This window comes from Anoxybacillus amylolyticus, assembly GCF_001634285.1.
Classification (GTDB): domain Bacteria; phylum Bacillota; class Bacilli; order Bacillales; family Anoxybacillaceae; genus Anoxybacteroides; species Anoxybacteroides amylolyticum.
Genome location: NZ_CP015438.1, coordinates 1,539,420 through 1,559,306 on the forward strand (window position 1 = coordinate 1,539,420; position 19,887 = coordinate 1,559,306).

The following is a 19,887-nucleotide window of genomic DNA, read 5'->3' on the forward strand; positions in this document are numbered from 1 at the left end:
ATGGCAAAGTACACGAGAGACGATATTTTAGCACAGGCGAAAGAATTGGCGAAAATGATTGCCGAAACAGAAGAAGTCGACTTTTTCAAACGAGCGGAAGAAAAAATTAACCAAAACGAAAAAGTGCGGGCGATGATTCAACAAATTAAGTCATTGCAAAAACAAGCGGTTAATTTGCAACATTACGGCAAACATGAAGCGTTGAAAAAAGTTGAGGCGGAAATTGATGTGATTTACGAACAACTTGCGCAAATCCCGATTGTCGATGAATTTCAACAATCGCAAATGGAAGTAAATGATTTGTTGCAATTGGTCGCTTCAACCATTTCAAAAACAGTAACAGATGAAATTATCACGTCAACAGGTGGCGATTTATTGCGCGGAGAAACAGGCGCGCAAATGAAAAGCAGCCATGACTGTGGGAGCGGTTGCGGCTGCCACTAAAGCTACTAAAAAGACGCTTTTTCGGGCGTCTTTTTTTACTGTGAAAATAACGGATCTATGTGCGGGTAATTTCATCAATGGATGAAGAGAAATTTTTTCCCATCGATGTTTTATTTCCCAGTCGCCTCCGCTTTTCGTGTTGGCTAGCTACGAACTAACATCCTCCTCCGCGGTTGCTTTCTCCGTCGACGTGCAAGGCACGTCTCGTCGAAAGTCCTCGCTTCCGTCGGATGTTTCCTTGGCTGCTATCGCCAAGGACCGTTCTCCGCTTTTCGTAAAAAATAAGTACATATTTGGGCAGACCGGCATACAATGAACTATACGGATTTATTTCTACACTTATGTGCACATTAGGCGCAGTGATGCATAGGATGAAATGAAGATTCATTGGAGGAGGGTTTGCTCGTATGTCTGGATACAGAGAGATTATTACAAAAGCTGTAGTGGCGAAAGGGCGCAAGTTTGTGCAATCTACCCATACCATTACCGCGCCGAATCGTCCGTCTAGCATTTTAGGCTGCTGGATTATTAACCATCGCTATGATGCGAAAAAACGAGGCCGTACGATCGAAATTCATGGACATTACGACGTGAACGTCTGGTATTCGTATCATAACAATACGAAAACAGAAGTCGTGAGTGAAACCGTTTCGTATACGGCGGTTGTACGGTTAAAATATCGGGACGATGAGAACGTCGTCAGCGATGATCATGACATTATTGTTCGTGTCATCCAGCAACCGAATTGCCTCGAATGTACGATTGCGTCAAATGGCAATAAAATTAATGTGGAAGTGGAAAAAGAGTTCGCTGCCGAAGTCATCGGCGAAACGAAAGTATGGGTATCGATTCATCCGGACGGACATGACGAAGATGATTTTGACTACGATGTCGACGAAGAATTAGAAAATTTAACGTCAGATTTATTGCTTGGCGATGACGATAACTAGGAAGTTTCTTTCCTAGTTTTTTCTTTTGTCCCTTGCTATAATAAAAAGGCATAAAAAAGCAATGGTTGGAGGAGAAACATGGCTACGTACACGCCAATGATTCAACAATATTTAGACATTAAGGCACAATACCAAGATGCCTTTTTATTTTTTCGCCTCGGCGATTTTTACGAAATGTTTTTTGATGACGCCATTAAAGCTGCTCATGAACTAGAGATTACGCTAACAAGCCGTGATGGAGGCACGGAAGAACGCATTCCGATGTGCGGCGTACCGTACCATTCTGCGCAAGGATATATTGAACAACTCATTCAAAAAGGATATAAAGTCGCTATTTGCGAGCAAGTGGAGGACCCGAAAACCGCCAAAGGGGTCGTGCGACGCGAAGTCGTTCAACTCATTACCCCAGGAACGGTGATGGAAGGGAAGCAGCTTTCGGATAAAGAAAACAACTATTTAGCTACGATAACATCGTTTGCTGATGGCACATACGGCTTTGCGTATGCTGATTTATCTACCGGGGAAAGCCGCGTGACACTCCTTTCATCGATGGAGGAAGTATGGAATGAATTATATGCAACAGGGGCGCGTGAAGTGGTCGTTGCTTCTCATTTCGCTGAAGAGCTACATCAAAAAGGAAAAGAGCGAGCTGATTTTACGATTTCTCTTGAAGACGATACAACAACGAATTTCCTGCCAGACATCGCACGTCCGTTAGTAGACGAAAAAGCGAAAGTAACGTTTGCTCGCTTATTTCACTATTTAGTAAAAACGCAAAAACGAAGCCTTGACCATTTGCAGCCTGTGCAACTGTACGAAATACATCAATATATGAAACTAGACGTTTATTCTAAGCGAAACCTTGAATTAACGGAAACGATTCGGACGAAAGGACGGAATGGTTCGCTTTTATGGCTGCTCGATGAAACAATGACTGCGATGGGAGGTCGCTTATTAAAACAGTGGATTGACCGGCCGCTATTGCAACGTGAGAAAATCGAGCGACGGTTACAGCTAGTCGAGACGTTACTTATGTATTATTTTGAGCGGCAAGAATTGCGCAATTTGCTTCGCCACGTCTATGATTTAGAGCGATTAGCTGGTCGTGTTGCATTCGGCAACGTTAACGCCCGCGACTTAATTCAACTAAAAAAATCGCTTCAACAAGTGCCGGCAATTCGAGCAGTCGTGGAGCAATTAGACAATGACAACGCAAAACAGCTTGCTCGCTCCATTGACCCGTGCAGCGAGCTAGTCGAGCTGTTAGAAAACGCGATTGATGACAATCCGCCACTTTCAGTGAAAGAAGGCGGCGTTATTAAAGACGGATATGACGACATGCTCGATCGATTCCGTGATGCGAGCCGAAACGGCAAAACATGGATTGCCCAACTCGAACAGAAAGAACGGGAGCTAACGGGCATTAAATCATTAAAAATCGGCTACAACCGCGTGTTTGGCTACTATATCGAAGTGACGAAAGCGAATTTGCACTTATTGCCGGAAGGACGATATGAACGCAAGCAGACGTTAGCGAACGCCGAACGGTTTGTCACACAAGAATTAAAAGAAAAAGAAGCGCTTATTTTAGAAGCGGAAGAAAAAAGCATGGAATTGGAGTATGCGTTGTTTGTGTCCATTCGCGAACAAGTAAAACAATTCATCCCACGCTTGCAGCAATTAGCGAAAATCATTAGCGAACTAGACGTATTGCAATGTTTTGCGACCGTAAGCGAAGAAAACCGCTATACAAAACCACGTTTTTCCGATAATCGGGAATTGGTGGTGAAAAATGGACGCCATCCGGTCGTCGAAAAAGTGCTCGGGGCACAAAGATATGTCCCAAACGACTGCTTGATGAATGCCGAACGGGAAGTATTGCTTATTACAGGACCGAATATGTCGGGGAAAAGCACATACATGCGTCAAATTGCCCTAACCGCTATTTTAGCGCAAATCGGTTGTTTCGTTCCAGCAGATGAAGCGGTATTGCCGATTTTTGACCAAGTGTTTACCCGCATTGGCGCTGCGGACGATTTAGTATCGGGGCAAAGCACGTTTATGGTCGAAATGTTAGAAGCGCGGAACGCCATCGTTCACGCCACCCCTCGCAGCCTTATTTTATTTGATGAAATCGGGCGCGGCACATCGACATATGACGGCATGGCGCTAGCGCAAGCGATGATTGAATACGTTCATGATAAAATTGGAGCCAAAACGCTCTTTAGCACACATTACCACGAACTAACGGTGCTAGAGCAGTCGCTTGCAAAATTAAAAAACGTGCATGTGAGCGCGATTGAAGAAAATGGGAAAGTCGTCTTTCTCCATAAAATTGAAGACGGACCAGCGGATAAAAGCTATGGCATTCACGTTGCACAATTGGCGGAGCTTCCGCCGGAATTAATCGCGCGGGCGAAAGAAATTTTAGCTGAACTTGAACAGCCGGTATATAGCGAACGCTCGCTTCAGAAAACGGCGTTTGAACAACTAAGCATGTTTGTCGAAGAAGAAACGCCGAAAGAACCACCGCTTTCGAAAAAAGAAAAGCAGGCGCTCGCAGCCTTAAAATCATTAAACTTATTAGAAATGACCCCATTGCAAGCACTAAATCAATTATACGAAATTCAAAAGTTGCTGAAGTAAGGAGGTGGGATAGTGGGGAAAATTCGCAAACTCGATGACCATCTATCGAATAAAATTGCCGCGGGAGAAGTCGTCGAGCGTCCCGCCTCGGTCGTCAAAGAGCTTGTCGAAAACGCGATTGACGCCAATAGTACAGTCATTGAAATCGAATTGGAAGAAGCAGGGCTAGCGAAAATTCGCATCATTGATAACGGCGATGGAATGGAAGAAGAAGACTGCCTGCTCGCGTTTGAGCGACATGCGACAAGCAAAATTAAAGACGAACACGATTTATTTCGCATTCGTACGCTCGGTTTTCGTGGCGAGGCGCTACCGAGCATCGCTTCCGTTGCCGAAGTAGAAATGAAAACGAGCACAGGCAACAGCCCAGGGACGCTTGTTTTGTTAAAAGGTGGTCAACTCGTCAAACACGAGCGGACAAGCAGTCGAAAGGGAACGGAAATAACGGTCTCTCATCTTTTTTACAACACACCTGCAAGATTAAAATATATGAAAACCGTTCATACGGAACTTGGTCACGTCACCGATGTTGTCAACCGGTTGGCGTTAGCCCATCCTTCTATTTCGTTTCGTTTGCGCCACCATGGCAAAACGTTGCTTGCGACAAACGGAAACGGCGACGTTCGCCACGTATTAGCGGCGATCTATGGAATCGAAGTCGCGAAAAAAATGATCCCGATTCAAGCGCAATCGCTTGATTTTACGATTAAAGGATACATTTCGCTGCCAGAAGTGACGCGCGCCTCGCGCAGCTATATCTCGACCATTGTCAACGGTCGTTATGTACGAAACATGCCGCTAATGAAAGCAGTGGAGGCTGGGTATCATACGCTTTTGCCCATTGGACGCTACCCGATTGTTCTCCTTTCGATCGAGATGGATCCGTTGTTAGTCGACGTAAACGTTCATCCAGCGAAATTAGAAGTACGTTTTAGCAAAGAAGCGGAGTTGAACCAGTTGGTGGAAACGGCAATCCGGCAAGCGTTGCAGACGCAACCGTTAATTCCGGAAGTGACGGTAAAGCGACGAGAAGCTCCGAAAGCCGAACAGCGCGCGTTTTCGTTGGAACATGTCGTGAAAGAATCGACTGTCATACCGCAAACACCGCCTATTAGTTGGCGCAAAGAACAGGAACGACCGCAAGAACCACTAGAAGCAGCGGATGAGAAAGTGTTATTAAAGACAAACGAAAAAAAATGGCGCACACCACTAATGGACGAAGTAGCGGAGGTGAATGAAGGGCAGCGAGTAGAGGAAAGTGAACGTAAAAAAGAGCGCATCCCACCACTTTATCCGATCGGCCAGTTGCACGGCACATATATTTTAGCGCAAAACGAAAATGGACTATATATTATCGACCAACACGCCGCGCAAGAACGGATTAAATACGAATATTTCCGCGAAAAGGTGGCGAACGTCACGAACGACGTGCAGCAGCTGCTCGTCCCGCTTACGTTCCATTATCCAAAAAACGAGTATTTGCTTATCGACGCGCATCGTGAATTATTAGCGCAATGTGGCGTGTTTTTAGAACCGTTTGGTCAGCATACGTTTATTGTGCGCGAACATCCTGTGTGGTTTCCAAAAGGGGAAGAAGCGGCAATTATTGAGGAAATGATTGAGCAAGTGTTGACGATGAAAAAAGTCGATATCGGACAGTTGCGTGAAAAAGCGGCGATTGTCATGAGTTGCAAACAATCGATTAAAGCAAACCATCATTTGCGCCAAGAGGAAATGTTTGTGTTACTAGAGTCGCTTCGTAATGCGACTGACCCGTTTACTTGTCCGCACGGCCGCCCAATTATTCTTCATTTTTCGACGTATGAATTAGAAAAAATGTTTAAGCGGGTCATGTAGAGGAAAAGCCCTTTCTAATGAAGGGTTTTTCTTTTGTAGAAAAACAACATCATCGTGTAAAATAAAGTATTCGATAATTATCGAGGGGGTTGGAAGTGTGAGAAATAAACTGTCGGTTATGGTGAGCATCGTAGTGGCGATGCTTGTCGCGTCGATGGACACGACGATTATGAATACGACGATGCCAATTATTGCAAAAGAATTAGGAGGATTTTCGCTTTATGCATGGTCGTTCGCTTCGTACATGATTACAACGACCGTTTTGTCGCCAATTGCTGGGCGATTGTCCGATTTATTTGGACGAAAGAAAGTGTTTCGAGTTGGAATTTTGTTGTTTATGGTCGGCTCTTTGTTGTGCGGCATGTCGCAACAAATGGTGCAGCTCGTGTTGTTTCGTGCAGTGCAAGGAATTGGCGCAGGCTTTATGATGCCGTTTCCAGCGATTATTGCTGGCGATTTATTTCCAATTGAAAAACGTGGAAAAATTCAAGCGTTTTTTACGGCGATGTGGGGCATTGCCGCAGTACTTGCGCCGCTATTAGGTTCGGTGTTTGTAGACTACTTATCATGGCGCTGGATTTTTTATGTCAATATCCCGCTTTGTTTGTTGGCGTTATGGACGCTCATGCCCTATAAAGAAGTGTATGAGCCGAAACGTGCCGCGGTGGATTATTTCGGCGCGCTATTGTTTGCATCGGCGATTAGCCTACTTTTACTTGTAACGGTGGTAGATAGCCACCAAGCAGTGTATGCGGTGATTGGGGTCTTGCTTTTGGTCATGTTTTACATGTATGAAAAAAAGCAACCGTCTCCGCTCGTTCCGCTATCGTTAGTGCACCATCAGACGTTAAAATGGATAAATATTAACGGGTTTATTGGCTGTATGGCGCTATTTGGCACTGCAAGCTACATCCCGCTTTTTTTACAGCAAATTGCCCACAAATCGGTGCTTGTCAGCGGGGTCGTTCTTCTCGGCATGTCTATCGGCTGGATGATTGTCGCTGTTCCGGCAGGAAAATGGATTTTAAAGTACGGCTATCGCCGATTGATGATTATTGGAAACGTATTGCTCGTTTTATGTGGCATATTGCTTGCTCTTTTAGAGCAAGAAAGCAGTTTTTTTTATATATTTATCGCCATGCTCATTCAAGGATTGTCATTCGGATTAACATCGACCGTTGGTGTGATTGGCTCGCAACAGCTAGCACATACGCATGAAAAAGGAATTGCAACGTCGTTTTTTATGTTTTGCCGAAATGTTGGTACTGCGGTCGGTGTCACGATTATGGGAGCGTTTTTAACGAAGGCATCTGATATAATGACCGGCATTCATCACTTATTTTTATTTGGTTTTGTCGGTAGTATCGCGGCGGCAGTGACTTCCTTTTTTATTTATGAAATGTCATCGAATGACCGGAATCATATTATGAAAAGGGAAATGGTTTAACTAAACATTGTCGGTGTATGATCCGATAAAAAAATAGAGAGGTGCGTAGTCTAGTTTTAAGAAATGAGAATCGGATGGAGGTACTCTAAATGCAGATGACAGTGAGGAAAAAATTAATTGCCGGCTTTTCGGCTGTTTTAGCTGTTTTAGTAGCAATTATCGCAATTGCTTATTATGAAATGAGATCGGTTGATCGTCAATATACCCAATTAGTGAATAACGAGGTTCAAACATTGGTTGCTGTAAAACAATTAGAAGTTATTGTTCGAAAAGAGCAGGGTAGCATGCGCGGCTATTTGATCATTGGAGACGATACATCCCTCACTAATTTTAATAAGGCGCACGATGACTATCAAAAATTAAGTAGCCAACTGTCTCCAAAATTAGAGGGTGGACAGTCGAAAGTGCTTTTAGATAAATTAAATGCACTTGAGCAACAGTTTTATCAATTCGGTCAAGACGTGTTTCAGTTAAAGCGACAAAATAAAGTAAATGAGTACACACAGCTAGTGGCAACAAAAGGAAGGGAAATTACGAAAGAATTTGAAGTGGCAGCCGATCAGCTTGTAAAGATGAAGCAAAAAGAAGTTAATGAAGCCAATCAAGCAACGTCTAAAAGGGCAGACGCAGCAATTATATGGATGATGATATTTGGTGGAATTGCTCTTATTGTTGGAATGATGGTTGCTTATTATATTAGTAAGATTATTTCTCGTCCTGTTATCGCTGTTTCAGAAGCAGCTAAACAGATTGCATCAGGGGATTTAACAGGGAAAGAACTTATGGTAAAAAACAGAGATGAAATTGGGGAAATGGCGCGTGCCTTTAACCAGATGGCTCGCCAATTGCGGGAAGTGATTGAGCAAGTATCAATGAATGCTGAGCAAGTGGCGGCTTCTTCAGAGCAATTAACAGCAAGCGCGGAACAAACGAGTAAAGCCACGGAACAAATTACGGTGACAATGCAAGATGTTGCTGCGGGAATGGAAAAACAAGTAGAGAGTGTCGGAGAAACGCGACATATCGTGGAGGAAATGTCTCTTGGTGTGAAGCGTATTGCGGAGCGTTCGCAAAATGCCACCATCCTTGCTAATGGAGCCTCGGAAAAAGCATTGAAAGGTAATCAATCCATTCAATTAGCTGTAACACAAATGAATTCGATTGATCGAACAGTGACAGGGCTCGCGAAAGTTGTAAAAAACTTAGGGGAGCGTTCTAAACAAATCGGCCAAATTATTGAGGTCATTACTGGAATTGCGGAACAAACGAATTTGTTGGCATTAAACGCGGCCATTGAAGCAGCACGAGCGGGAGAAAATGGGCGTGGATTTGCTGTAGTAGCAGATGAGGTACGAAAGTTGGCAGAGCAATCTGGACAATCAGCCCAACAAATTTCGACACTTATTACGACTATTCAACAAGAAACAACGGAGGCAGTGCACTCAATGGAGACGGCAATCACGGAGGTGGCTAACGGAATTGGAGCCATTCATACAGCGGGGGAGTCGTTTGTTGAAATAAAAACGGCCGTTCAAGAAGTAGCAGGACAAATGAAGGAAATTTCTTCTTCCGTGAAGAACATGCTTGCTGGTGCAGAAAAAATCGTGAAGGCGATGCAACTAATCAACCAAAATGCAGAATCTGCCGCTGCTGGCACAGAAGAGGTTTCTGCTGCGACCGAGGAACAGTTAGCAGCAATGGAGGAAATTTCAGCATCTGCAATTGCCCTCTCAAATATGGCAGAAGAGTTGCAAGCGTTAATCGGAAAATTTAAATTATCATAATATGGATAAGGGTGTTCGAACATAAAGGAACACCCTTACTTTATTGAGGAGGATGTTACTTTATGCTTCCTTTTTCCAAAGAATCGTGATAAAATTTCCCGTGTTTGGGTATAATAAATGAGTGTGACACGACGGAGAAAGTAGTGGTTGGAATGAGAGAAAAGCTCGTTGTGCTCATCGGACCTACGGCGGTAGGGAAAACGAAGATGAGCGTCGAACTGGCGAAGCGCCTTGATGCAGAAATTATTAGTGGCGACTCGATGCAAATTTATCGAGGGATGGATATCGGTACAGCGAAAATTACACCTACCGAAATGCAAGGAATCCCGCACCATTTAATTGATATTAAAGACCCGGAAGACTCTTTTTCAGTGGCTGAATTTCAACAGCTCGTCCGGCCATTGATTCGTGAGATTACAAGGCGTGGGAAGCTTCCGATGATCGTTGGAGGAACGGGGCTTTATATTCAGTCTGTTCTTTACGATTATCAGTTTACTGACGCTCCTTCCGATGAAGTATACCGCCAAAAGTTACGCAAGTTCGTAGAAGAAAATGGAGAGATGGAATTGTTTGGCATGTTGAAAGCAGTAGACGAAGAAAGTGCCGCACGCATTCATCCGCGCAATGTCCGGCGCGTCATTCGAGCGTTAGAAATTTATCATTGTACAGGAAAAACAATGAGCGAATGGCAGAAAACACAGACGTCCGAACTTCTTTATGATGCCGCTATTATCGGATTGACGATGGAACGAGAGCAGCTATATCGCCGCATTAATGAGCGGGTCGAACAAATGATAGACAATGGGCTGTTTGACGAAGTAAAAGCGCTCTATGACCGTGGACTAAGAGATTGTCAATCGATTCAAGCGATCGGCTATAAAGAGTTATATTCGTATTTCGGTGGAACAATTTCGCTTGAAGAAGCCATTGAGCAGTTGAAACAAAACTCGCGTCGCTACGCCAAGCGGCAACTGACGTGGTTTCGCAACAAACTGCCTGTTTGCTGGTTTGATATGACCGATCCAACAAAGTTCGATCAGACGCGAGACGAAATTTTACAATACATAGAAGGAAAGCTGTACCGAAAGAAGAATATATAAACATAGGTAGAGAGAAAAAGAGGAGGCCTGTTCATGAAAACATCAATCAACATTCAAGACCAATTTTTAAATCAACTACGCAAAGACGGCACACAAGTAACGGTATTTTTGTTAAACGGCTTTCAGCTTCGTGGCTTAATCAAAGGGTTTGACAATTTCACTGTGCTTTTAGAAGTGCAAGGAAAGCAACAACTCATTTATAAGCACGCGATTTCCACGTTTGCGCCGGAAAAAAACGTTCAGTTAGAGATGCAATAAACATTCGCCCGCTTCGATAAGGAGCGGGCGAATGTTTATGTTGCTTCATCGGAACGGACTCGTGTGAATACATATAGGTATAGGCATTTGTCACAATTTTACCTAATGACACGTATACTGAAAAGGCGAGGCGACCGAAAGTGAGGTGACAATCGTTGTCGGAAGTAACGATGAACAAAGCAAAAGGACAAATTAACATCGTGTTAAACGCCAAAACGATGAATCATGCAATCAAAGAAGAACGAAGCGACGGCATTAATTTTGAACAGCATAGCATTTTGCGCGACATTCAAAAAGAGCTCGATCAATTAATCGGGCTAGAAAACGTCAAAAAAATTGTAAAGGAAATTTACGCATGGCTCTACATTGACAAAATGAGAAAAGAAAATGGCTTGAAATCGAACAAACAAGCGCTTCATATGATTTTTAAAGGCAATCCAGGCACAGGAAAAACAACGGTTGCTCGCTTATTAGGGAAATTATTTGTCCAAATGAACGTCTTATCGAAAGGTCATTTTATTGAAGCAGAACGGGCGGATTTAGTCGGTGAATACATCGGCCATACCGCTAATAAAACGCGCGACTTAATTAAAAAGGCGCGCGGTGGGATTTTATTTATTGACGAAGCGTATTCGCTTGCACGCGGCGGAGAAAAAGATTTTGGCAAAGAAGCAATTGATACGTTAGTCAAAGGGATGGAAGACTATTGCGAGGATTTAGTCGTGATTTTAGCAGGATATCCAGCAGAAATGGACTACTTTTTGTCGTTAAACCCAGGGCTGCCGTCTCGCTTTCCACTCATGATTGAATTTCCAGATTATACGGTCGATGAACTAGTGAACATTGCCAAACAAATGGTACGGGAGCGCGAATACGAACTGACGAAAGAGGCGGAGCGAAAGCTGTATTATCATCTCGAAGAATTGCTTGAAAGACGAGAAAAAAAATTTAGCAACGGTCGATATATTCGCAATGTCATTGAAAAGGCAATCCGCAAGCAAGCTGTTCGCCTTCTACATGAAGGACGTTATGATAAAAAAGAATTAACACTTATTCGTGACCGCGATTTAGTCATTGGTTCGTGAAGGAAGGCATCCCCTTCCTTCTTTTTTTCTTGATATGAAGAAGGATTTTTGCAGATTCATGGAGAATGTAAAAATAAAGGTCAGAATATACATTGTTTTTAGAATTATTTAGATAAAATGTTAAAGGAGGAGTTTATTTTGTATTTAACGATTGGTGAGGTGTTCGCTCAGACGGTAAGAAAATTCCCGAAAAAAGAAGCGCTTGTCGATGTGCGCACAGGGCTTCGCTATACGTACGAACAATGGGAAAAAGAAGTGGATAAAATTGCGAGCGCTTTCTTAAAAGCAGGTGTGCGAAAAGGAGATCGTGTATCGACTGTGTTATTTAATACAGCAGAACTTGCGACCGCTTTTTTTGCGTGCGCGAAAATCGGCGCTGTCTTCAACCCGATTAATTTTCGTTTACGACCAAAAGAAATCGCTTACATTTTAGCTGATGCTACCCCAAAAATGGTGTTATTTGAACAAGCAGTCGAACCACAAATCACCGCCATTCATCATGAATTTCCGCACATTTCTTTTTGGATCATCGACGGACAAGTGCCGGCGTATGCTGCTTCTTATCAAGAACAAATCCAGTGCGCAAGTAGCGAACTTCCAGCAATTGACGTTTCCGAAAATGACTTATACGCAATTATGTACACAAGCGGGACGACAGGACGGCCAAAAGGGGTCATTCATCGGCACCGCGACATGATCGAGCAAAGCTTGATTTGCAATTCCGTTATGCGCATTCGCGAAACAGAGCGGGGGCTTGTCACCGCGCCAATGTTCCATTGCGCGGAATTGCATTGTTGTTTCTTCCCACGCGTCCATGCTGGCGCAACGAACGTCATTGTTCACCATTTCGACCCGAAACAAGTATTAAACGTCATCGAACAAGAGCGAATCACCGTATTATTTGCCGCACCAACAATGTGGAATATGCTTTTGCAAGAAAAATTGTCGGAGTATGATTTATCATCGCTTCGCATCGGTCTATACGGAGCCGCTCCGATGGCGCCTGTTCTTGTGAAAGAATGCAAAGAACGGTTAGGCATCGACTTAATCCAAGCATACGGCATGACGGAAATGGGACCGGCTGTTACGTTCTTATACGAAGATGAGCAGTTAACGAAAGCGGGATCTGCTGGGCGCGCGTGCTTAAACCATGAAATTCGCATCGTCAAGCCGCGAGAAGACGGCCCGTCTGATCCAGACGACATCTTGCCGCCAGGAGAAGTCGGCGAAATTATTGTCAAAGGTCCATGCATGATGGTCGGCTATTACAACCGCGAGGAAGCGACCGAAAAAGCGATGTATAAAGGTTGGTATCATTCTGGAGATTTAGGTTATATGGATGAAGACGGTTATTTATACGTTGCGGATCGCGTTGATGACATGATTATTAGTGGCGGCGAAAACGTCTATCCGCGCGAGGTGGAAGATGTTCTTTATGAACATGAAGGCGTGCTTGATGTCGCGGTGCTTGGCGAGCCGGATGCCTTATGGGGAGAAAAAGTCGTTGCTTTCGTCGTTAAAAAGGATCCACAGCTTACCGCGGAACAGTTAGAGGCGTTTTGCAAACAAAGCGACAAGCTCGCTCCGTATAAACGGCCGCGTGCCTACTATTTTGTCGACGCGCTGCCACGCAATGCAAGCGGGAAAATCCAAAAATTTTTGTTGCGCGAGCAAATGAAAAACATGGCGCAATCATAGGGTGGTGACAACATGGCAACGTATTTGCACGAAGAACATCACATTTTTCGTGAGGCGTTCCGTAAATTTTTGCAAAAAGAAGCGTATCCGTTCTATGCCGAATGGGAAAAACAAGGAATCATTCCACGTGATTTTTGGCATAAAATGGGATCGAATGGTTTCCTTTGCCCGTGGGTAGACGAAACGTACGGTGGATTTGGTGCCGATTTTGGTTACTCGGTCGTTATCAACGAAGAATTAGAGAAAGTAGGGTCAAGCCTTGTCGGCATCGGCTTGCATAATGACATCGTCGTTCCGTATATCGCATCATATGGAACAGAAGGGCAAAAGAAGAAATGGCTGCCGAAATGCGTGTCCGGAGAAATCGTCACCGCTATCGCGATGACCGAACCAGGGGCAGGGTCTGATTTGGCGGGCATCAAAACAACGGCGGTGAAACATGGCGACTATTATATCGTCAACGGCCAAAAAACGTTTATTACAAACGGCATTCATGCTGACTTAGTCATCGTCGTCTGCAAAACGAATCCGAATGCGAACCCGCCGCATAAAGGCATTAGTTTGCTTGTAGTTGAACGTGAAACGACAGGCTTTACACGCGGTCGGAAACTCGAAAAAGTCGGATTGTATGCCCAAGATACAGCTGAGCTATTTTTTAGCGACGCGAAAGTTCCGGCAGAAAACTTGCTCGGAGAAGAAGGAAAAGGCTTTTATTATTTGATGGAAAAATTACAACAAGAGCGGCTTATCGTCGCTATCGCCGCGCAAACAGCGGCAGAAGTGATGTTTGACTTAACGAAACGATATGTGAAAGACCGCACGGCGTTCGGAAAAACGATTAGCCAATTTCAAACCGTCCAGTTCCGCTTGGCGGAAATGGCGACGGAAATTGCCTTAGGGCGCGCGTTTCTTGACGATGTCATCGAACAGCATATCGCAGGGAAAGACGTCGTAGCAAACGTATCGATGGCGAAATGGTGGATTACGGAAATGGCAAAGCGCGTCGCCGCTGAAGGGATGCAGCTTCACGGTGGCTATGGCTATATGGAAGAATACGAGATTGCAAGGCGCTATCGCGACATCCCAGTCAGCGCGATTTATGCCGGCACGAATGAAGTGATGAAAATGATCATCGCGAAACATCTTGGATTATAGGGGGGATTTCGTTGCTTGAAGGGGTGAAAATCATTGATTTTTCTCATTATCTCCCTGGTCCGTTTGCGAGCCTCCGCTTAGCCGATTTAGGCGCCGAAGTTGTGAAAATTGAGCCAAAAACAGGGGATATGATGCGGAAGCTTGCTGATGACTGCATTTTTGAAGCGAACAATAAAAATAAACGAAGCATCACCGTCGATTTAAAAAACGCTCAAGATGCCGATGCCGTCCGGCAGCTCATTAGCGAAGCGGACGTCATCATCGAAAGTTTTCGCCCCGGTGTGATGAAACGGCTCGGGCTCGGCTATGAAGACGTATACGCTCTCAATCCGGCGGTCGTTTATTGCTCCATCAGCGGCTACGGACAACATAGTCGCTATGCGTCATTCGGAAGTCATGATTTAAACTATATGGCGTTAACAGGCATGCTCGCTCAATTCAAAGATGAAAGCGGTCGCCCTGTTCATCCAACGATTACGCTTGCTGATTTAATCGGTAGCATGCATGCGGTAGAACAAATTATTGCTGCCTTATATGCCCGCGAGCGGACGGGAAAAGGACGCTATATAGATATTGCACTTGTCGATGGACTGCTTTCGATGATGACGAACCATTTTGTAGTAGAACACTACACGGGACAAAAAAACGGGATTCCTGTATTAGCTGGTACGATTTTGTCGTATCATCTGTACGAAACGAAAGACGGGCGGTATATGGCGCTTGCAGCACTTGAACCGCACTTTTGGAGAAATTTTTGTCACGCAGTCGAAAAGCCAGCATGGTTTGAAGGACATTTATCGGTAGCTTGCGACGACAATCCTCTCTTTCTAGAAATAAAGCAGTTGTTTCGCACGAAAACGCTCCAACAATGGATCGCGTTTGCCGAGCAAGTCGATTGTTGCTTAGCGCCGGTGTTAGAAACGGACGAGGCGAAAACGTGGTTTGCAAATAACCCGCACCGAAAAATGATTCATATCGAAAATGACCGAATCGAAGTAGCGACTCGCTACGATGAGCACTTTTTCACTAAGCGCACACGAGCGCCAAAGTTAAATGAACACGAACATCTTTTAAGGGGAGAGAGCGAAAATGATGAACGTTCCATTAAATATTGCGACAATGCTTGAACGTGCTGAACTGTTTTTTCCGAAAAAACAAGTCATTTCGCGGATGAAGAAAGGGATTGTCCGCCATACGTATAAAGAAATTGGCGAACGGACGAGAAAGCTTGCTAGTGCACTGCGAACACTTGGGGTAAATACGGGGGACCGTGTCGGCACGTTCGCTTGGAACCATCATCGCCATTTAGAAGCGTATTTTGCCATTCCGGGTATCGGGGCGGTATTGCATACGATTAACATTCGGCTGTCGCCTCAGCATATCGCGTATATTATTAATCATGCGAACGACCGTGTGCTATTGATTGACGACGATTTATTGCCGCTTATTGAACGAGTGAAAGACGAAATAAACGTCGAAGCGTTTATCATTATGACCGATGAACCGACGCTTCCGGAAACGACGCTTGCGCCGGTTTATCATTATGAGGAATTGCTACAACAAGCGGAGCCGATTTCGTTTGTTAAAGACATCGACGAACATCACCCTGCTGGTATGTGCTATACGTCCGCAACAACTGGAAATCCGAAGGGGGTTTTATACTCCCATCGCGGCATCGTTCTCCATAGCATGGCGCTAGGGCTTGCGGATAGCGCAGCATTGTCGGAATCGGATGTCGCGCTACCGGTCGTGCCGATGTTTCATGCGAATGCGTGGGGCTTGCCGTTTGCCGCCGTTTGGTTTGGGACGACGTTAGTGATGCCGGGCGCAGCGTTTACGCCGAAAATATTGGCAGAGCTGATGGAACAAGAAAAAGTGACGCTTGCGGCTGGTGTGCCGACCGTTTGGCTCGGCTTGTTGAACGAATTGGAGAAAGGATCGTACGATTTAAGCAGTGTGACGCGCATTTTATGCGGCGGTTCAGCAGCGCCAAAAGGAATGATTCGCGCCTTTGAAGAGAAATACGGCATCCCGTTTGTACACGCTTACGGCATGACAGAAACGAGCCCGCTAGTCGTCCTTTCGCGCCTAAAAAGCTACCAGCAACATGTATCTAATGAAGAAAAATTGGACATTCGCGCGAAACAAGGTTTCCTTGTGCCTGGGGTAGAAATGAAAGTGATCGGCAAAGACGGCGAAGTGGCGTGGAATGGAACAGAGATGGGGGAACTATGTTTGCGCGGTCCGTGGATTGCCGACGAATACTACAACGATGAGCGAAGCAAAGAGGCGTTTCGCGACGGCTGGCTATATACAGGCGATGTCGTCACAGTAGACGAAGAAGGATTTATTAAAATCGTTGACAGGACGAAAGACGTCATTAAAAGTGGGGGCGAATGGATTTCATCTGTCGATTTAGAAAATGCGCTTATGGCGCATGAGGCGGTATTTGAAGCGGCCGTTGTTGCCGTACCGCACCCACAGTGGCAGGAGCGCCCGATTGCTTGCGTGGTCGTCAAAGAAGGAAAAACGGTCACGAAAGACGAGCTATACGATTTTTTACGGCTGCAATTTGCGAAATGGTGGCTTCCGGATGATATTGTGTTTATGAACGAAATTCCGAAAACAAGTGTCGGAAAATTTTTAAAAATGAAATTACGGGAACAATTGCGTGATTATTTTGCGAATGTTCAATAAGGGGGGAGTTCAATGGCGCAAACAATTGCTGTCATCGGTGCTGGCTTAATGGGAAGCGGCATCGCCCAGTCGCTAGCGATGGGCGGTAAAACCGTTTATTTATACGACATTTCTGAAGCGGCGTTAGAAAAAGGAGTGAATTCGATTCAAAAAAGCCTTGCCCGTTTTGTCAAAGCAGGCAAATTATCGGAACAAGAAGCAACGAATGTCCTTTCCCGCATACAAACCGAAACAAATTTACAAGAAACGGTGAAAGATGCCGATATTGTCATTGAAGCAGTTCCAGAACATTTACCGTTGAAAAAACAAGTGTTTGAACAGCTCGATCACTATACGAAACAAGAGACGATTTTGGCAACGAATACGTCGGAATTAAGTGTGACGGCCATTGCTGCAGCGACAAAGCGCCCAAGCCAAGTCGTCGGCATGCATTGGTTTAATCCTGCGCCGGTGATGAAATTGATTGAAATCGTCAAAGGGGTCGCCACATCCGAAAAAACAATTGAAGTGATTCAACAACTGTCTGAAGAAATCGGCAAGGAAACGGTCGTTGTCAAAGATATGCAAGGGTTTGTGACGACAAGGGCACTAGCGGCGCATATGATTGAATGCATTCGCATGTACGAAGAAGGAGTCGCTTCCGCCGAGCATATCGACAAAGCGATTCGCCTTGGGCTCAATTACCCGATGGGACCACTGGAACTTGCGGATTTAGTCGGTTTAGATACGATGCTATTTGTCAGTGAAAATATGACAGAAGCATACGGCGACCGATTCCGCCCACCGCAAACGCTTCGCAAACTTGTTGAAGCAGGGCATCTCGGCCGAAAAACAGGCAAAGGATTTTACACATATCAATGAAAGAAGGGAAAGACATGCGAGAAGTTGTGATTGTCGAAGCCGTACGCACCCCTGTCGGCAAGCGAAACGGGGTGTTTCGCGACAAACATCCGGTTCATTTAGCGGCAGTTGTGCTTGATGAAGTTGTCGAGCGAACTGGGATAGAAAAACAGTTGATCGAAGATATTGTGATGGGTTGCGTGACGCCGATTGGCGAGCAAGGATATAATATCGGGCGTTTAGCGGCGTTAGAGGCAGGATTTCCTGTGGAGGTACCAGCGGTGCAAATCAACCGGATGTGCGGCTCCGGCCAGCAAGCGATCCATTTCGCTGCCCAAGAAATTAAATCGGGCGATATGGAGATTACGATTGCCGCCGGTGTTGAAAGCATGACGAAAGTGCCGATTTTAAGCGACGGAAACGAGCGAACGATTCCACCGTCGTTGCACGAAAAGTACGAATTTGTGCACCAAGGCATTTCCGCGGAATTAATTGCCGAAAAATACGGATTGACCCGCGAACAATTGGATGAATATGCGTACGAAAGCCACCAACGTGCGCTTCGGGCGCAAGTAGAGGGTCGCTTCGAGCGAGAAATCGTGCCGGTAAAAGGGCTTGACCAAGATGGAAATGAAATCATCGTGACAGCGGATGAAGGGCCGCGCAAAGATACATCACTGCAAGCGCTTGCGGCATTGAAGCCGGTCTTTAAACAAAACGGGAAAATTACTGCCGGCAATGCGAGCCAAATGAGCGACGGCGCAGCGGCGGTACTACTGATGGAGCGCGAAACGGCACTTCGCCTCGGTTTGAAGCCAAAAGCAAAAATCGTCGCCCAAACGGTCGTCGGCTCGGACCCGACATATATGCTTGACGGCGTCATTCCGGCGACAAAAAAAGTGTTGCAAAAAACCAATCTCACCATTGACGATATTGACCTTGTCGAAATTAACGAAGCGTTCGCCCCAGTCGTATTGGCATGGCAAAAAGAAATTGGCGCACCGCTTTCGAAAGTAAACGTCAATGGTGGTGCGATCGCCTTAGGTCACCCGCTTGGAGCAACCGGCGTCAAACTCATGACATCGCTCGTTCACGAACTCGAACGACGAAAGGGGCGCTACGGCTTATTAACCATTTGCATCGGTCACGGCATGGCAACCGCGACGGTGGTGGAGAGATGGGAAGGATAAGAAAAGCGGATAAGCCACGCAGCGGAGGATTAGCTGCCGAAAGAAAGAGCGTAGCGCAGCCAAACGATGGGAGAGTAGGGATAGTGTAAAAAAAGCAGGATGCCGCCAGCTCCTGCTTTAATTTTCTATTTTCAATGACTTATTCGGCAATTTCCAGTTGTACGTATACGATAAAATGCGCAATGCCGCAACGATGACAAACAATACATATAATCCAACGGGGGAGTCGGCGATGCCGGTTCCGACCGCGACACCGGCTAAAATCGCCCAAGCGGCGTAAATTTCTGCGCGAAGGACAAGCGGTTTTCTTCCTGCTAAAATATCGCGAATAATTCCTCCGCCGCTTCCAGTTAAGACAGCGGCAACGATTGCCGCACTCAACGGATGATTCATTTTGACTGCATATAACGCCCCTTGAATTGCAAATGCCGAAAGCCCGAGCGCATCAAAAAAATTGCCCCATCGTTGCCAATGAGGCAACATTTTTTGTGGAAACAAATAAACAAGCGTCATCGCCAACAGCGCGACATGAAACAACATCCCTTGTTCCCATAGCGCCGAAACGGGGACACCAATCAATAAATTGCGCACCGCTCCACCGCCAAAGGCGGTGACAATCCCCAAAATATAAACGCCTAAAATATCGTATTCTTCTTCCATCGCCACAATCGCGCCGCTAATCGCAAATGCAATCGTACCGATAATGCTTAACACTTCCCATGTCATAAAATGTAGT

At 45.4% G+C, this 19,887-nt stretch carries 16 protein-coding genes; 15 read left to right on the forward strand and 1 reads right to left on the reverse strand.

The window, feature by feature from the left end; translation table 11 throughout:
- The 15 genes from GFC30_RS07880 (at position 1) to GFC30_RS07950 (ending at position 19,151) form a co-directional block, all read left to right on the forward strand.
- The gene (locus tag GFC30_RS07880) at positions 1 to 444 is read left to right on the forward strand and encodes a YlbF/YmcA family competence regulator (RefSeq protein ID WP_066324022.1); all 444 of its coding nucleotides are present in this window, start codon (positions 1 to 3) and stop codon (positions 442 to 444) included.
- Between the two features lie 407 nt (positions 445 to 851).
- Entirely contained in the window at positions 852 to 1,394 is a 543-nt protein-coding gene (gene cotE / locus GFC30_RS07885) for an outer spore coat protein CotE (protein ID WP_066324024.1), read from the forward strand.
- A 78-nt stretch (positions 1,395 to 1,472) separates the two neighbouring features.
- Positions 1,473 to 4,040 carry a DNA mismatch repair protein MutS gene (gene mutS / locus GFC30_RS07890; RefSeq protein ID WP_066324028.1) on the forward strand — a complete coding sequence of 856 codons (2,568 nt, stop codon included), beginning with the start codon at positions 1,473 to 1,475 and terminating at the stop codon, positions 4,038 to 4,040.
- Between the two features lie 12 nt (positions 4,041 to 4,052).
- A complete protein-coding gene (gene mutL, locus GFC30_RS07895) occupies positions 4,053 to 5,897 on the forward strand; it encodes a DNA mismatch repair endonuclease MutL (protein ID WP_066324031.1) in 1,845 nt (614 codons plus the stop codon).
- 118 nt (positions 5,898 to 6,015) lie between these two features.
- On the forward strand, positions 6,016 to 7,344 hold the full coding sequence (locus GFC30_RS07900; RefSeq protein WP_409978515.1) for an MDR family MFS transporter: 1,329 nt from the start codon (positions 6,016 to 6,018) through the stop codon (positions 7,342 to 7,344).
- 89 nt (positions 7,345 to 7,433) lie between these two features.
- Positions 7,434 to 9,128 carry a methyl-accepting chemotaxis protein gene (locus tag GFC30_RS07905; RefSeq protein ID WP_066324034.1) on the forward strand — a complete coding sequence of 565 codons (1,695 nt, stop codon included), beginning with the start codon at positions 7,434 to 7,436 and terminating at the stop codon, positions 9,126 to 9,128.
- A 152-nt stretch (positions 9,129 to 9,280) separates the two neighbouring features.
- Positions 9,281 to 10,228, forward strand: a complete 948-nt coding sequence (gene miaA / locus GFC30_RS07910) for a tRNA (adenosine(37)-N6)-dimethylallyltransferase MiaA (protein WP_066327248.1) — start codon at positions 9,281 to 9,283, stop codon at positions 10,226 to 10,228.
- Between the two features lie 33 nt (positions 10,229 to 10,261).
- Complete coding sequence (gene hfq / locus GFC30_RS07915) at positions 10,262 to 10,486, forward strand: RNA chaperone Hfq (protein ID WP_066324037.1); 225 nt, start codon at positions 10,262 to 10,264, stop codon at positions 10,484 to 10,486.
- Between the two features lie 155 nt (positions 10,487 to 10,641).
- Positions 10,642 to 11,571 (forward strand): stage V sporulation protein K, encoded by a 930-nt coding sequence (gene spoVK / locus GFC30_RS07920; protein WP_066324038.1) that lies wholly within the window; start codon positions 10,642 to 10,644, stop codon positions 11,569 to 11,571.
- Between the two features lie 138 nt (positions 11,572 to 11,709).
- The gene (locus GFC30_RS07925) at positions 11,710 to 13,269 is read left to right on the forward strand and encodes a fatty acid--CoA ligase (RefSeq protein WP_066324041.1); all 1,560 of its coding nucleotides are present in this window, start codon (positions 11,710 to 11,712) and stop codon (positions 13,267 to 13,269) included.
- Positions 13,270 to 13,281: 12 nt separating this feature from the next.
- Complete coding sequence (locus GFC30_RS07930) at positions 13,282 to 14,424, forward strand: acyl-CoA dehydrogenase family protein (protein ID WP_066324047.1); 1,143 nt, start codon at positions 13,282 to 13,284, stop codon at positions 14,422 to 14,424.
- Positions 14,425 to 14,435: 11 nt separating this feature from the next.
- On the forward strand, positions 14,436 to 15,551 hold the full coding sequence (locus GFC30_RS07935) for a CaiB/BaiF CoA transferase family protein (RefSeq protein WP_066324049.1): 1,116 nt from the start codon (positions 14,436 to 14,438) through the stop codon (positions 15,549 to 15,551).
- Positions 15,514 to 17,121 carry a long-chain fatty acid--CoA ligase gene (locus GFC30_RS07940; protein ID WP_066324052.1) on the forward strand — a complete coding sequence of 536 codons (1,608 nt, stop codon included), beginning with the start codon at positions 15,514 to 15,516 and terminating at the stop codon, positions 17,119 to 17,121. Before GFC30_RS07935 ends, GFC30_RS07940 begins: the two co-directional genes overlap by 38 nt.
- Before the next feature lie 12 nt (positions 17,122 to 17,133).
- Positions 17,134 to 17,982 carry a 3-hydroxyacyl-CoA dehydrogenase family protein gene (locus tag GFC30_RS07945; RefSeq protein ID WP_066324054.1) on the forward strand — a complete coding sequence of 283 codons (849 nt, stop codon included), beginning with the start codon at positions 17,134 to 17,136 and terminating at the stop codon, positions 17,980 to 17,982.
- Positions 17,983 to 17,996: 14 nt separating this feature from the next.
- A complete protein-coding gene (locus GFC30_RS07950) occupies positions 17,997 to 19,151 on the forward strand; it encodes a thiolase family protein (RefSeq protein ID WP_066327251.1) in 1,155 nt (384 codons plus the stop codon).
- 117 nt (positions 19,152 to 19,268) lie between these two features.
- Here GFC30_RS07950 and GFC30_RS07955 read toward each other — a convergent pair whose 3' ends face one another.
- Positions 19,269 to 19,877, reverse strand: coding sequence for a trimeric intracellular cation channel family protein (locus GFC30_RS07955; protein WP_066324055.1), 609 nt, complete (start codon positions 19,875 to 19,877; stop codon positions 19,269 to 19,271).
- Between the last annotated feature and the right edge of the window lie 10 nt (positions 19,878 to 19,887).

What these genes read in the sequence shown, in the direction of transcription:
- GFC30_RS07880 (WP_066324022.1), top strand. Translation starts at nt 1, where the DNA reads ATGGCAAAGTACACGAGAGACGATATTTTAGCACAGGCGAAAGAATTG.
- cotE (WP_066324024.1), top strand. Translation starts at nt 852, where the DNA reads ATGTCTGGATACAGAGAGATTATTACAAAAGCTGTAGTGGCGAAAGGG.
- mutS (WP_066324028.1), top strand. Translation starts at nt 1,473, where the DNA reads ATGGCTACGTACACGCCAATGATTCAACAATATTTAGACATTAAGGCA.
- GFC30_RS07900 (WP_409978515.1), top strand. Translation starts at nt 6,016, where the DNA reads ATGGTGAGCATCGTAGTGGCGATGCTTGTCGCGTCGATGGACACGACG.
- GFC30_RS07905 (WP_066324034.1), top strand. Translation starts at nt 7,434, where the DNA reads ATGCAGATGACAGTGAGGAAAAAATTAATTGCCGGCTTTTCGGCTGTT.
- miaA (WP_066327248.1), top strand. Translation starts at nt 9,281, where the DNA reads ATGAGAGAAAAGCTCGTTGTGCTCATCGGACCTACGGCGGTAGGGAAA.
- hfq (WP_066324037.1), top strand. Translation starts at nt 10,262, where the DNA reads ATGAAAACATCAATCAACATTCAAGACCAATTTTTAAATCAACTACGC.
- GFC30_RS07930 (WP_066324047.1), top strand. Translation starts at nt 13,282, where the DNA reads ATGGCAACGTATTTGCACGAAGAACATCACATTTTTCGTGAGGCGTTC.
- GFC30_RS07940 (WP_066324052.1), top strand. Translation starts at nt 15,514, where the DNA reads ATGATGAACGTTCCATTAAATATTGCGACAATGCTTGAACGTGCTGAA.
- GFC30_RS07945 (WP_066324054.1), top strand. Translation starts at nt 17,134, where the DNA reads ATGGCGCAAACAATTGCTGTCATCGGTGCTGGCTTAATGGGAAGCGGC.
- GFC30_RS07950 (WP_066327251.1), top strand. Translation starts at nt 17,997, where the DNA reads ATGCGAGAAGTTGTGATTGTCGAAGCCGTACGCACCCCTGTCGGCAAG.
- GFC30_RS07955 (WP_066324055.1), bottom strand. Translation starts at nt 19,877, where the DNA reads ATGACATGGGAAGTGTTAAGCATTATCGGTACGATTGCATTTGCGATT.